Source organism: Actinoalloteichus caeruleus, assembly GCF_049311605.1.
In the GTDB taxonomy this organism is placed as follows: domain Bacteria; phylum Actinomycetota; class Actinomycetes; order Mycobacteriales; family Pseudonocardiaceae; genus Actinoalloteichus_B; species Actinoalloteichus_B caeruleus.
Genome location: NZ_CP186005.1, coordinates 2251136 through 2263472 on the forward strand (window position 1 = coordinate 2251136; position 12337 = coordinate 2263472).

At 68.3% G+C, this 12337-nt stretch carries 14 protein-coding genes; 4 read left to right on the forward strand and 10 right to left on the reverse strand.

The features are described from left to right. Positions 1 to 2 precede the first annotated feature (2 nt). The 8 genes from tyrS to ACOJVX_RS09975 form a co-directional block, all read right to left on the reverse strand. Positions 3 to 1400: a tyrosine--tRNA ligase gene (gene tyrS, locus ACOJVX_RS09940; RefSeq protein WP_418153215.1), complete on the reverse strand. Its 1398-nt coding sequence runs from the start codon at positions 1398 to 1400 to the stop codon at positions 3 to 5. A 66-nt stretch (positions 1401 to 1466) separates the two neighbouring features. Next, the gene (locus ACOJVX_RS09945) at positions 1467 to 2498 is read right to left on the reverse strand and encodes a hypothetical protein (protein WP_422647456.1); all 1032 of its coding nucleotides are present in this window, start codon (positions 2496 to 2498) and stop codon (positions 1467 to 1469) included. Next, a complete protein-coding gene (locus ACOJVX_RS09950; RefSeq protein ID WP_418153217.1) occupies positions 2495 to 3268 on the reverse strand; it encodes a glycosyltransferase family 2 protein in 774 nt (257 codons plus the stop codon). Before ACOJVX_RS09950 ends, ACOJVX_RS09945 begins: the two co-directional genes overlap by 4 nt. An 11-nt stretch (positions 3269 to 3279) precedes the next feature. Next, positions 3280 to 4344: a hypothetical protein gene (locus ACOJVX_RS09955; protein WP_418153218.1), complete on the reverse strand. Its 1065-nt coding sequence runs from the start codon at positions 4342 to 4344 to the stop codon at positions 3280 to 3282. A 221-nt stretch (positions 4345 to 4565) separates the two neighbouring features. Beyond that, entirely contained in the window at positions 4566 to 4691 is a 126-nt protein-coding gene (locus ACOJVX_RS09960) for a hypothetical protein (protein WP_422647457.1), read from the reverse strand. A gap of 195 nt (positions 4692 to 4886) precedes the next feature. Then, entirely contained in the window at positions 4887 to 5903 is a 1017-nt protein-coding gene (locus ACOJVX_RS09965) for a hypothetical protein (protein ID WP_418153220.1), read from the reverse strand. Positions 5904 to 6106: 203 nt separating this feature from the next. Next, positions 6107 to 6454 carry a helix-turn-helix transcriptional regulator gene (locus ACOJVX_RS09970; RefSeq protein WP_418153221.1) on the reverse strand — a complete coding sequence of 116 codons (348 nt, stop codon included), beginning with the start codon at positions 6452 to 6454 and terminating at the stop codon, positions 6107 to 6109. A gap of 230 nt (positions 6455 to 6684) precedes the next feature. Beyond that, entirely contained in the window at positions 6685 to 7116 is a 432-nt protein-coding gene (locus tag ACOJVX_RS09975) for a hypothetical protein (RefSeq protein WP_422647458.1), read from the reverse strand. A gap of 235 nt (positions 7117 to 7351) precedes the next feature. Here ACOJVX_RS09975 and ACOJVX_RS09980 point away from each other — a divergent pair, with 235 nt between their 5' ends. The 3 genes from ACOJVX_RS09980 (at position 7352) to ACOJVX_RS09990 (ending at position 9373) form a co-directional block, all read left to right on the forward strand. Next, positions 7352 to 8218, forward strand: a complete 867-nt coding sequence (locus tag ACOJVX_RS09980) for a helix-turn-helix domain-containing protein (protein WP_418153223.1) — start codon at positions 7352 to 7354, stop codon at positions 8216 to 8218. 1 nt (position 8219) lies between these two features. Next, positions 8220 to 8576: a DUF397 domain-containing protein gene (locus ACOJVX_RS09985; RefSeq protein WP_418153224.1), complete on the forward strand. Its 357-nt coding sequence runs from the start codon at positions 8220 to 8222 to the stop codon at positions 8574 to 8576. Between the two features lie 263 nt (positions 8577 to 8839). Continuing rightward, on the forward strand, positions 8840 to 9373 hold the full coding sequence (locus tag ACOJVX_RS09990) for a nitroreductase family protein (protein ID WP_418153225.1): 534 nt from the start codon (positions 8840 to 8842) through the stop codon (positions 9371 to 9373). 170 nt (positions 9374 to 9543) lie between these two features. Here the strand turns inward: ACOJVX_RS09990 and ACOJVX_RS09995 are convergent, their stop codons facing one another. Continuing rightward, the gene (locus ACOJVX_RS09995; protein WP_422647459.1) at positions 9544 to 10782 is read right to left on the reverse strand and encodes an endonuclease/exonuclease/phosphatase family protein; all 1239 of its coding nucleotides are present in this window, start codon (positions 10780 to 10782) and stop codon (positions 9544 to 9546) included. Positions 10783 to 10926: 144 nt separating this feature from the next. Here ACOJVX_RS09995 and ACOJVX_RS10000 point away from each other — a divergent pair, with 144 nt between their 5' ends. Then, positions 10927 to 11610, forward strand: coding sequence for a hypothetical protein (locus tag ACOJVX_RS10000; protein WP_418153227.1), 684 nt, complete (start codon positions 10927 to 10929; stop codon positions 11608 to 11610). A gap of 175 nt (positions 11611 to 11785) precedes the next feature. Here ACOJVX_RS10000 and ACOJVX_RS10005 read toward each other — a convergent pair whose 3' ends face one another. Further along, positions 11786 to 12334: an NADPH-dependent FMN reductase gene (locus tag ACOJVX_RS10005; protein WP_026420495.1), complete on the reverse strand. Its 549-nt coding sequence runs from the start codon at positions 12332 to 12334 to the stop codon at positions 11786 to 11788. Positions 12335 to 12337: the final 3 nt, after the last annotated feature.

The following is a 12337-nucleotide window of genomic DNA, read 5'->3' on the forward strand; positions in this document are numbered from 1 at the left end:
GATCAAGCGCTGGTGACGATGCGTGCGAGCTTGCGACCAACCTTGAGGTAGAAGACGCCGGTACTGCCGTCGAGCTTGTCCCTGACCAGGGTGGCCAGCTGTTCGCGGGTCTCATCGGGGCTCAGCATCACCTGCTCCTGGTCGCCCTCCGACTCGACCACGAGGCGCAGGCCGTTCTGCTGGGCGACACGGCGGACTTCGCCGTTGCTCTTGGCGAAGCCCAGGGACTTGACGATCTCGGTGACGGGCTGACCCAGGCCGGCGATCGTGGGCAGGTTCTCGACCTCTCCGAAGGTGCGCTTGGAGAAGCGGGCGACGAACTCCTCGCGCGCCTTCATCGCCGCGTCGACACCGTGCACGGCGGCGGTGACCTCTCCGGCAAGGATCTTCTTCAGGTCCATCGGGTGCAGGGTCCCGGCCTCCACCCGCGCGGTGGTGATCGAGAGTTCGGAATCCAGCCATTCCGACAGTGCCCGGAAGTAGGGCCCCACGAGCCGGTCGGGCACCGACATGATCTTGCCGAAGATCTCGCCGGCTGGAGCGGTCAGCGGCACGTAGTTGCCCTTGGACTTGCTCATCTTGACCCCGGTGCCGTCCGTGCCCTCGATCAACGAGGTGGCTACCACCAGCTCGGGTGTCTGGCCGGAGACGTCCATGACCTTGCGGCACATCTGCATGTTGAGGAACTGGTCGATGCCGCCGACCTCCAGGTCGCAGTTGGTCTCCACAGAGTCCAGTGCCATCACGACCGAGTACATCAGTTCGGCCAGCGACAGGCCCTGTCCGGCGTCGAGGCGCTTGCGGAAGTCCTCACGCTGAAGCGGCATCGACGCCGGGATCTGCGAGATGATTTCGATGATCTTCGGCAGGGGTATCTGTCGCAGCCAGTCACCGTTGTGACGGAACTGGGCGCGGTCGAAGTCGAAGAACGGAGTGACCTGCTGACGGTAGGTGGCGAGGTTGCGGGCGATGTCCTCGTCGGTCAGGGCTGGGCGATCGTCGGAGCGGCCGGACGGGTCGCCGATCTTGGCGGTCATGTCTCCGACGATGAACACGACCTGGTGGCCCATGCGTTGGAATCGGCTGAGAATGAGCATCGGCACCGAGTGCCCCAGATGCACCTCGGCTCCGGTGGGGTCGATACCGAACTTGGCGACGAACCGGCGGCCCTTCGTGTCGGCGGCGATGATCCGCTCAGCCAGTGCATCGGCCGAGGGCTGAAGCTCCTGCGAACGGGCGGCGATCAGGGCGGCTTGCTCGGCCGGGGCCAGGTCCGAGAGATCCAGGCCGCGGCGCTGTGTGGTCTCGGTCAGCAGCTCGCGCACGGTGGCGTCGGCCGAAAGGTCCGCGCCGTCCAGCAGTGCGGTCGCGCGGTCAACGGACTGGCTCAGTCGGGTCATCAACGCTCTCCTGGAAACTGGATGTCCACACATGCTATCGGGCCAATGCGAGCTGTTTCCTCCTGGTTAACGAGGCCATAGGCTGATCAGGTCGATTACGTGGTCGGCGAACTCGCTCACCGCCCGCTGCCAGGGCGGATCGGCACGCTGACAATGTGCGTGCAGGTCGAGCAGGGTGGCGCCGTCGTAGCGCGGCAGTTGGCACATGAGCTGATAAGTGGCCGATTTCTCGGGGATGTTTGGCTCGCCGCTGAGTAGGCGGCGCACCTCCCTGGGGGCGGTGGTGACGTCCAGGGCTGAGCCGGGGATGCTCTTGCTGAATTTCGGGTGGCCGCCGAACCCGCGGACCATCCGGGTGTAGGCGGCGGTCAGCGCGAAACCACCTCGGAGTGGAACATGCTCGTCCAGGCGTTCCCGTACCTGCTGGGCGAAGCGTACGTAGCGGTGTTCGTCCACGCCGAGCATGACCAGCACGGCGTCGTGGTCATGTCCAAGGGCGAGGAAGTCAGCGGCCATGAGCGACAGCGAGAGGGCGCGGCGGAAGGTCATGGTCGCGTCGACCAGCCCGAGGTCGGCGTAGTAGCCGTGGTTGTCCTCCTCAGCGGCGTCGAAGTCGGCCTGCTCGACGTAGCGACCGAGCAGGTACATCGCCTCCAGCGCGGGTAGGTAGCTCTCCTGGGAGCGCACGATCCCGGCCACGACGTCGAAGCCCAGCCGTAAGCTGTACTCCCGGAATCGTTCGGCCAGTTCGCGCACTTCGGTGTAGGGCTTGGCCTTGCCGTTGTAGGCGTCGAGGTCGCCGAGCACGATCTGGCAGCGCTCACCTCCGCGTTGGAGTTCGATCATTTTGAGAATGTGGGACACCGTGGCCAGGTGTGGGGTGCCGGACATGCCGAAACCGGTGGTGACAATCCGCCGCTCCGGGGCAGCGCTCAGGTACTGCTCGCCGTGGTGGTGGCACAGGTAACGGGCGTTGAGTGTGTCGGCGTCCAGCCTGGCCACGCTGAAGTCGAACCTCTTCAGGTCGAACGGGGTGTAGTCGAACTCGGCGAGTACTTGCTGGTAATAGGACTCGGAGAACAGCACGGCGTTGGTCACCGGGACGATCCTTCCCGGCTGGGGGAGTTCCCAGCCTGCTCACGCTGGCGATGGGCGTCGTCGCGGAACTTCGTCGCCCGACGGCGGTACGAGACAGCGAGGTCAGCGAGCTGAACGGCGCTCGCCCAGGCCAGCGGGCGGAAGCGGAGCTGGTCGAGGCGAGTAGCCAAGTCGTCACAGGCGCCAGCCATGTAATCGGAGAAGACGGCCGGAGTGCGGCGGTCGGTCATGCTCGCCTCGTGCACCCGGTAGCGGGTCAGCGGCACCGGCAGACGGGGACCGTGCCCAAGGTCCGCCAGCACGTGGAAGAACGCATTGGTGACCGGCAGCAGTTCCCGTGCGGCGTCAGCGCGCACCACCAGCGTGCTCGTCGCCCCGCCGGGATGGGTTTCCTCGGCGAACGGCCTGCCGGCGGCGTCGATGACGTACTCAGCGTGCTGGATCAGTAGCCGAGTCTGATCGGCCAGGTGCGGTGCCAGCGTCCGCAGCTTGTCCGGTGTGAAGGCGTCGTCAGCGTCCAGCGGGGTGAGCCAGTTCCCGGCCGCCACGCGGGCGGCGCGGGTGAGCGTGGCGGCGAAGCCCTCGTGAGCCTTACGGACCACGCGGACACCGGGAAACCGGCGGTACACCTCGTGACTGTCGTCGGTGGAGCCGTCATCGATGACCACGACCTCGGCCAGGCGGTAGCCGTCCGGCTCCTGGCCGACCGCGCTGGCCAGGGCGTCACCGACGAACCGCCCGTAGTTGTGGTTCAACACGACGATAGACACCGAGGGCGACATCATCGTCCGCCCTCGTACAGGGTGCGGTACGCCGACATGACGTCCGTGTGCTCGCGCCGGCGGTGGTCGGCGAAGTCCTCCGCGTTCTGGGATCGACAGCCGTTCTGGATCATTGCGTGCGCGGTCCGCATCGCCTCCAGCAGCCGCGCGCCGTGGTCGAACGGCGCGGTGTCGGACCAGTCGAACCACACTGGCTCCGGTACGAGTCCGTGGTGCGGCGTCACTTGCTCCGGGAGGTAGCCCGTTCGCGCCGCTACCGCCAGCGCGCCGAGGTCGAAAGCGTGCTCGAGCTGCCCGGAGTGGCTGGCCCACCGATAGGGCAGGAGAAGGCAGTCTGCGTCGACCACGGCCTCGTTCACCTCGTCGTCGGTCGGGAACGGCAGGACGTCGACGCGCAATCGCGGATCGGCGGCGTGCTCGCGGATGGCCCGCCATACTGCGGCGTCTCCAGCGAGGCTGCCGCGCGACGGAGCACGCAGCAACAGGTGCAGCGTGGTACCGGTCAGGTAACGGGCGAAACGCCAGCAAGCCAGCACCAGTTCCACGTCCCGGTTGCGCCGCAGGGACCCGTAGATCAGGAACCGGGTGGGGCCAGGTTCCCGCCGTGCCGGACGGCGCCGTGTTCCCGGCGGGGCGACGTAGCCGTGAGGAACCACTGCCGTGCGAACAGCGAAGCGCGAGCGCACTTCGGCGTCAGCAGCAGGCGTGAGGCAAACGAACGGCACGTCAAACTCTGCGAGTGTGCGCAGTCTGCTGTGGTGCGCCGCCCGGCCCCCGAAGACCGGGCTCACGTCGTGCGCGGTGAACACCACCCGCTTGCCGGCGCGGCGGCACTCCGCGAGCACGGTGCGCAGGCGAGAAATCGGCTCGAAGTCAGGATGATGCAGGTGTACCACGTCCAACCAATCCCACGGTCGGTGCTCGAGCAGCCAGGACAACGTGACATCACGGGGCACGGCAAGCCCGTCGACGGTCGTGCCGTTGAGAACCCGGATATCGGCATCGTGCAGTTTCCGTGCGTACGGCGTCCGGCCAGGAACATGGGCAACGCGGATCGGCGTCACCACCGTTCATCGCCAACTTGCGTGACGGCGACAAGTTGGGTCGTCAAACCGCCTCCTCCCGAAACTCCCTTTGCGTCCACTCCCGTACATGGGACGGACTGCGCGGTGGCCCTGGATGGCCGGCTCCGGCACGTTTGTCCCGTGCCGGCTTGGACAGCACCGCGCATGCCGCGACGTGGTCGAGTAGCCAGCAGATCAGCGACTCGCTGGGCGCGGGTCGATCAGATGTTCCAGCACGTCCGAAACACGACCACCGGTCGGGCGAGTACTTCGGGGGCCAGCGGCATATCGGAGCCGAAGTCGACACCGACGAGGTCGACATCCGGGTTCTGTTCGTGCAGGGTCACGTGCTTGTCCGCGCGTCCGCATCCAAAGTCGATGATGATGCCACGATGATGCTTGCGAACCAGTGCCAACGTTCCCGGATACACATTTGGCTCTCAGGTAACCCCCGCGCTATCGGCGACCGCGAAGTATTTGGGTGGAACACGTTGGGTGTAGCCTCGGGCGAGAAAGAACAGGTCTGGGTCCGAGCCCATGATTCACGCGCCCTTCTCGGCCGTGCGCGCTATCGGAATGCGCGACAGCGTCGCGCCGCTGCGCAGGATGTCATCGGCCAAATCCTTGCCCTGTTGGAACGACGCGGCGATATCGCCGAGCACCAGCAAATGAGCGGCGTTGAGCGCAACGATGGCGCGATGGCTGGCCAGTCCACGTCCAGCCAGCAACTCACCAGTCAGCTCGATCGCTTCCTCAGGCCTGGGGGACACCGGCAACACGTCGGGCAAGTCGGTTGCCGGTGAACGACGAGCCGGTTCAACTTCCACTGGTTCAACTTCGCCGTTTCGAACCCGGCACAATCGCACCTCGCCCGCCGGGCCGATCTCGTCCAGGTAGTGGCCGGTAGGCAGGTGGGTAGTCAGCACGTCCACGTGGTCCATGCCGAAGCGACTTAGCACACGCGCCGCCACGTCCACCCGAGGGTGTGCGAGCCCGAACACCGTGATGTCGCCACGCGCTGGGCTTGCCAGTGGAGCCAGCCCGAAGGAGAACGGGTTCGGCGCGTGGAACCGCCCGCCGTACAGCGCGTCCAGGATCGGAATTTTCGGCTCGATTGCCACGAAGGCGAACCCACAGCTGTCCAAGTCGGCGCGCACACCTTCAACGGTGCGGTTCTCCCTCACGCCCAGGGCGCGCACCAAGTCTCGGGAACCCAGCGCCGAGGAGGTGGCGGCCGACCCGACTTTGATCACCCGTGCCCCTGCGGCGGCCGCCACAAGCGCTGCGGGTGTGGACACGTTCAGCGTCCGCACGCCCTTCTTGCCGCTACCTGCCACCATCAACACCGGTCGGTCACCGCCACTGATCACTTCGTAGGGCTCCCAGCCGTCCACGTTCAGCGCGGCGCGGAGCAGCGCTTCCATGTCATCCACCGCAGGGCCACGAGCCATCGCCGCCATCATCAGCGACCCGAGCACCACATCCCGCGTCGGCGCGGACAAGTCCACGGTGGCCCGGAAGGCATCGGCGAGGAGATCGGAGGGCACGTGATCGCCCACAGCGGTTGATAGCAGTGTTGCCCGAACGGAGTCGGGAAGGTCGTCGTAGCGGCCTGGCGACGTTGTCAGCCGAGCCGCACTTGGCTGGGACACCGGTACTGGAGACGCCGGCCATCCCCTGGGTGTGACTGGTTGCTCTGCTGATCCGGCAGCCGCGCCCCGGTCCGCACCCTGATCACGTGTCACCCTTTGTGTTGCTGTCATTACGGTGAGCCTATTGCTTGTTGCAATGAGAGTGGCTGACACTCCGGTCGTGCTACACGAACGGAGCAATTGCACGTTGATTCGGAGTCAGGAACGCTGCGGGCGGCCATGCTGTCCGAGGCTAGGTCGGGTCCGACTGGCCGCGCTCGAAGCAGGCTGTCCAGGTGATCCAGCGTAACGCCGAGCTTGTGGGCGAGGCCGGGGCGCTGCCCGGGTTGGGGTAGCTGTTCTCCGCGTTCCCACCGGCCGATCGTGCTGCGATCGACGCCGAGCACCTCGGCCAGACGCTCTTGGGTGTATCCAGCGATGACTCGGCGGTACGTCAGCGGGCGATGTAGTTGGGCCACGACTCGGTCACTCCTCCCATTGGTGTCGCGGTGGACTGAGCGTTCCGACGGCGTCGGGGCGCCGTTTCCGTTCTCCGTTCGGCGTGCCCGGAAGCGGTAGGGCGCTCCCGGTCCACCCGAAGACGGGTGCGGTGTAAGCGGCGCACGGCACGGTCAGTCCGCCGAACTCGATGTGGGGATGTCGCGCAGAAGCTGCGGGCACGATTCTGGCAACCACGGCGCGCCGTTCCCTAGCGCCATCCGAGGCGTTCATGCGGCCTCTCGTCGTCACAGTCGGCGGGCGTGGCCGCGTCCGGGTTGAACCACACGAGACGAGCCCGGACGTGGCTGCCGCACGCGAACAGGCGCAGCGCGCCTTCCGGTGCTTGCAGGCTTGTTCGCAGCCCGCCTTCGACGGAGGCGACTTCGGTGTGGTCAGCAAATGCCAAACCCCATGCGGCGATCCGCCCGTCCACGCGTTCGCCGTACTCCTGAACCACGGCGAACAGCCGGGGTGCCTCGTCAGCGACCATCTCTTCGAGGATCTGGGCGAACTCCAGCTCGTCGCACAGCGGCGACAATTCAACGGGATCCGATGCGGGCATGTTCGGCGGGTGACCGTGTGACCGCTGATCGTGGTCTTCGAGTTGGCGCGGCTGATCCCAGTGCGTGTGGGCGGTCATGGGTTGCCTCCGTCTGTCGCGGTTCTTTGGTGTTGGGGCAGCGGCTTCCCGCGGGCGCTACCTGCGTGAAGGCGTCCAGCCCCAACGGTGCATGGTCAGCATCTGTCGGTGCCGTCTAACCTACCTTGTATATATACATTGGGCCATGCATCATTTGGGTGGTGGACCATGCCGATTCCTGCTCCGCTGGCTGCCACACTGTGGGTGATCTGGCCGAAATACAGGAGGACACCACGTGGCTGACCACCGCTCAGACCCGTCCGCCCTGCGCTTCCTGATTGGGCACGACCTCCGGGTGACGCGCGAGCGAGCAGGGTTCAAGCAAGCCGAAGCCGGGAAGATCCTGTCCTGTAGTCAAGCCAAGATCAACTACCTGGAAACCGGCAAGACCCAGCAGAAACCCGGCGATGTCACGACTCTGCTCCGCACGTACGGCGCGGACGTCGAACATGTCGACCGGATGACATCGCTGGCAGCAAGGGCCGATCAGGGCACCTGGTGGGCACCCTTCGGCGACGTACTGCCCAACTGGTTCAAGACCTTCGTCGGCCTGGAAGGGCTCGCGGCCTCAGAGTTCACCTATGAGTCGCTCCTGCTGCCAGGTCAACTGCAAACCCCGGATTACGCGGCCGCGCTGCTCGTGGGGAACCTGCGCGTTCCGCCGATGGAAGCGTCGCAGGTCGTCCGTGCCCGCATGGCACGTCAACGCCTCGCGGACGAGGTCGCCCCATTGAGGTTCCGCGCTGTCATCGAGGAGTACGTCCTCGATCGCGTCATTGGCGGGCCACAGGTCATGCGGGCGCAACTGGAGCATCTGCTCACCCAGGTGCGGCGCGACAACGTGGAGCTGCACATCATGCCTGTCAGCGTCTCCGTCCACGACGGGCTCGACGGTGACTTCCTGCTGCTGGACTTCGACGAAGCCCAGAGCATCGGCTACATCGAGTACCCCACGGGTGCCATCTACGTCCAGGACCAAGATCAGGTTGAGGCGTATACTTTGTCCGCTGACCGGTTGTGCGCCGCTGCACTTTCGGTGTCAGATTCCACCGATGTCATCGCCGCCCGCATCGAGACCTTGAAAACGAGTTCGGAGGACTGAGATGACCGCCGTCGACCGCCTTGCGTGGCGGACCTCCACACGCAGCAGCAACGGTGAGAACTGCGTCGAGGTAGCGCCGACAGCGGACGGTGTGGTCATCCGGCACAGCAAGTACCCCACCGCTGGGACGATCGCCTACCCGCTCGGCGCCTGGACAGCCTTCGTGCGCGACGCCTGCGACGGCGTTGCCAACACGAACGGCGTGGCCGCCATCACCAAGATCGGCACCGACACGCTCGTCACTTCCCTGACCAGCGAGGTCGAGCTTCGCTTCGATCACGGCGAGTGGTCCGCCTTCCTGGCGGGCGCCTCTGACGGCGAATTCGACTTCGTCAGCGAACTTCCCGCCGCGAGCTGAACTCGCGCGAGGCGACACAGTCGTCGGCGGCCAGCAGGGTTCACGGACCTGCGGTGTGTGGGGCCCGGGCAGAGCCTGGGAGGGCGAAGGTAGCTCAGGACACGCGTTGCTTCAGTGCACACGTCTCCAGCGCCTTGTGGTGAACGGGTTGTCATGGCCATGCGGTGTCCGTTGGGGGATGTTCCCGCAGAGTTGCGCTCCCACTACTTGTCGAAGCCGCCCCTGCACAGCTCACGCTCAACCGTCTCCGGCAGACTGGGGTGGTGTCGCGCGCCGAGGAACTGTTGGACTGGTTGCGGACGCCCAGGGCCACCCGGTGGTTCACCGAGGAACCGGTGGCCGAACGGGACATCCAGGCGGTCTGCGAGGTCGCGCGGTGGACCGGGTCAGCCCGTAACCGGCAGCCGTGGCGGCTGCGGGTGGTCACCGAACAGGACGTCCGGCGACGCCTGAGCACCCTCGGGGACTACGCGCTCCACCTCGCCAACGCCCCCACCGTGCTCGCCATCGCCGTCGACCCCGAACTCGGCGGCCGGGACACCGGCTTCGACGAGGGCAGGTTGTGCCAGTCCATCCTGCTGGCCGCCCACGCGTTGGGCCTCGGGAGTTGCCCGGTGACGCTCCACCCCGAGCGGAACGTCGCCGCCGCCGGCCGGCTGCTGGGTCTGGAGGTCCGATGGCAGGTTCGCCACGTCGTCGCCCTCGGTCATCCCGCCCCGCCTCCCGCCGGGGTGTCCGCCATCCCCACCGGGCGGTTGGCCACCGGCCCCCTGCTCGGCGAGGACGACGCGGTCTGACCCGCCCGGCCCGACGCCGGTCGAACTCCGGCGACCCGGCCCCGGCCCGAGCCCGGGCCGGAGCCCACCTGCGACGGAAGCCAGGTGGACGGGGCCAGGAGAACGGGCCAGGTGGGCGCGTCCCTGCGAGCGGAAGCGGAGGTACGCGCCCCGCCCGTCGCACCAGCCGATCACCACCGCAGGTCGACCCACACCAGCCGGTGGTCCGAGGCCAGGGCGAGCCGCTCCAGAGCGGACCAGGACGGCGGCCAGCAGACGCCGCTCGCCCCCGGGTTCGTACCGGCCGAGGGCAGCGCGTAGTCGACCCGAAGACAGCCCGGTCCGTCGACCCCGAAGTCCGCGGTGGCCGTCCACCCGGTTCCCGACCACCCCCGTCGCAGGGCCGCCTCCACCGCGCCGAGGCTGCCCGGCCGGGTGTCGACGAGCCGGGGTGCGGCCAGCAGGCGGCGGATCGCACCCGGTTCCCGGTCGCCGGCCGAGGGGTCGGCGTTCAGATCACCCAGCACGACGAACTCGGCGCCGGGCGGCAGGCCACCGGCGGTACCCGCGTCGTCGTGCAGGTGGTCGGCACCGCCCGGCGACAGGTAGTCCACCCAGAACCGGACCTCGTCGTGGTTGCGCCGGACGTTCCGCCGTTCCGGGCCGTCGAAGGCGGGTGGGGTCGGGTGGGACGCCAGCACGTGCAGCGCGCGGGACCCCACCTGGACCGGCACGTCCCAGTGCGACTTCGACGAGAGCGGGAACCGGTCGAGCACCTCGGGCGGGTAGTGGGGGCTGCCGTCCGGGGCGGACGGGAGCAGCGCGCCAGGCAGGTCCTGCCAGCGGAAACGCCGGAAGGTCCGCACCCGTTCGACGTTGATCGGGTGGCGGGACAGCAGGAGCATCCCGTACTGGCCGGGGAAATGCCCGTATCCCCAGGCGTCGTCGGGTCCGTCGAAGGCGCCGTCCCGGTCGAGGTCGAAACCCGAAGGCACTCCGGTGTTCACCGGCCCGAGGAAGCGGTGGTCGTAGCGCAGGGGTTCCGCGCCGAGCTGGGGGACCGCCAGGTAGTCGCGGACGAAGGTGGTGGCCGCCGCACCGTCGGCGTCGTGGTCGAACTCGGCGAGCAGCACGATGTCGGGGCGAACGCGTTGCAGCACCTCGGCCACCAGCCGTGCCTGCTCGCTGCCCGCGGGGTCGGACAGTTCGGCGGCCATCCCGCCCTCGACGGGGCGGGACAGCGCGGTGTTGAAGGTGGCCACCCGGACCGTGCCGGGGGTCGGTGGTGCGGGCACGCCGAGGCTGCCCGGTCGGCACCGGGCCGTGTCCCGACCGGTGGCGCGCGCGGTCCGGCGGGGCGGAGGCGTCGAGGGGGCGGTGGAGTCGCGGGGCGCGCGACGGGAGGGCGGGTCGGCGGTGGAGGACCACATGCCTCCAGCATCGTCCCCGCACGGCACCGTCGCCGATCAACGCCTCCCACCTGGTGACGCCGACCGTCGCCCGGCCGGCGGGCTCCTCGGAGAGCGCGGTGCCCGTCTCTTGATCCCCGGGATGTGCTGCTCTTGACTGACGAGATGGCTGAATCCGCCCCGCCGTTGTGCCCGAAGATCATCCTTGAGGGCACGCGGCTGACGAGGAAGACCGAACTGGCGTTCGCGCTCAACGAGCACCCCAGGGTGGTCGGGCCGCGGCGCTACCGGTACCACTCCCCGGTGATCTCCGGGGAGTGGGGCGGCCTGACCAACCAGGCGTGGGGCCCCAGTCCCATCTCCTTCGGACCGGAGGAGGAACCTGCGGCGGTCGAGGTGTTCCGGACCTGGACCCGGCTGTTCGAGCTGCACCGGTACTACTCGTGGATCGTGGACCGCTTCCACCTCTCGGCCCGCGCCGACCAGCAGCGTCGGGGCCGGGACTTCGACGACGCGGGGTTGGAGGAGCGGCTGCTGCCCCTGGGGTTCGCGATCGTGCTGTGCACCCGGGCCGAGGAGACCTTCGCCTCGGCGCGGGAGGAACGCCTGCTCGTCTCGGCCAAACCGGACCAGTACGACGACCTCGGGTTCTTCCTTGCCGAGCAGCGGGCGCTGCGTCGGCTGGCGGCGGCGAGCAGGTTGCCGGTCCTCGAACTGGAGGTGGCGGGCCGGACGGTCGGCGACCTCGCCGAGGAGGTCGCCGACTGGCTGGACCACCGGGACCTGCTGCGCGCCCCCACCGGTGCGGTTCCGGGCAGGCCCGCCGGGGCGGCCGGCGCGGCCCCCTGACCAGGTCCGCTGAGCGCGGCGGCGGCGACCGGCGGGGCCCCTGCCCGTCGCTCCGGTCCCCCGCGTGGTGGAACCGCGCACGGCGATCCACCGTGGACTGGTCGGCGCGTCTCGGCCGACGGGTGGCCAGCCCGTCCGGACGCGGGCCAGCCCCAGTCGGCGGAGCCGGGTCGCCTCAGACGTAGGCGCGGGCGGCCCGGCCGTCCCGCAGGGTCTCGGCCCACCAGCCGAGCTGGTTCAGCAGGGCGCTCGCCGCGCGGTTCACCCGGTCCGCGTCGAGGGGGTTCCCCTTGGCGTCGAAGCACGCGTCGGCGCCGTGGAAGCTGACGGTCTCCCGGATCGTGACCGCGTGCAGTTCCGCGAAGACCGCGCGCAGTTGCTCCACCGCGCGAAGGCCACCCGAGATCCCGCCGTAGCTGACGAAGCCGACGGGCTTGGTCTGCCACTCGGCGAACAGTGAGTCGATGGCGCTCTTCAGCGCACCGGGGTAGCCGTGGTTGTACTCCGGGGTGACGACCACGATCGCGTCGGCGGCCTCGATGCGCTTGGCGAACTCCTCGTCCTCCAGGTTCAGTTCGGCGGGGTCGATGACGTCGACGGTGGCGATGTCGGAGCGGTTGACGGCCTGGCCGACGAACCACCGGGTGACGGTGGGGCAGAACCTGCCCTCGCGGACGCTGCCCATGAGCACGGCGAGACGGTAGGGGGCGGGGGAGTGCGACATCGG

What these genes read in the sequence shown, in the direction of transcription:
- ACOJVX_RS09995 (WP_422647459.1), bottom strand. Translation starts at nt 10,782, where the DNA reads ATGTGGTCCTCCACCGCCGACCCGCCCTCCCGTCGCGCGCCCCGCGAC.
- ACOJVX_RS10000 (WP_418153227.1), top strand. Translation starts at nt 10,927, where the DNA reads ATGGCTGAATCCGCCCCGCCGTTGTGCCCGAAGATCATCCTTGAGGGC.
- ACOJVX_RS10005 (WP_026420495.1), bottom strand. Translation starts at nt 12,334, where the DNA reads ATGTCGCACTCCCCCGCCCCCTACCGTCTCGCCGTGCTCATGGGCAGC.
- ACOJVX_RS09975 (WP_422647458.1), bottom strand. Translation starts at nt 7,116, where the DNA reads ATGACCGCCCACACGCACTGGGATCAGCCGCGCCAACTCGAAGACCAC.
- ACOJVX_RS09985 (WP_418153224.1), top strand. Translation starts at nt 8,220, where the DNA reads ATGACCGCCGTCGACCGCCTTGCGTGGCGGACCTCCACACGCAGCAGC.
- tyrS (WP_418153215.1), bottom strand. Translation starts at nt 1,400, where the DNA reads ATGACCCGACTGAGCCAGTCCGTTGACCGCGCGACCGCACTGCTGGAC.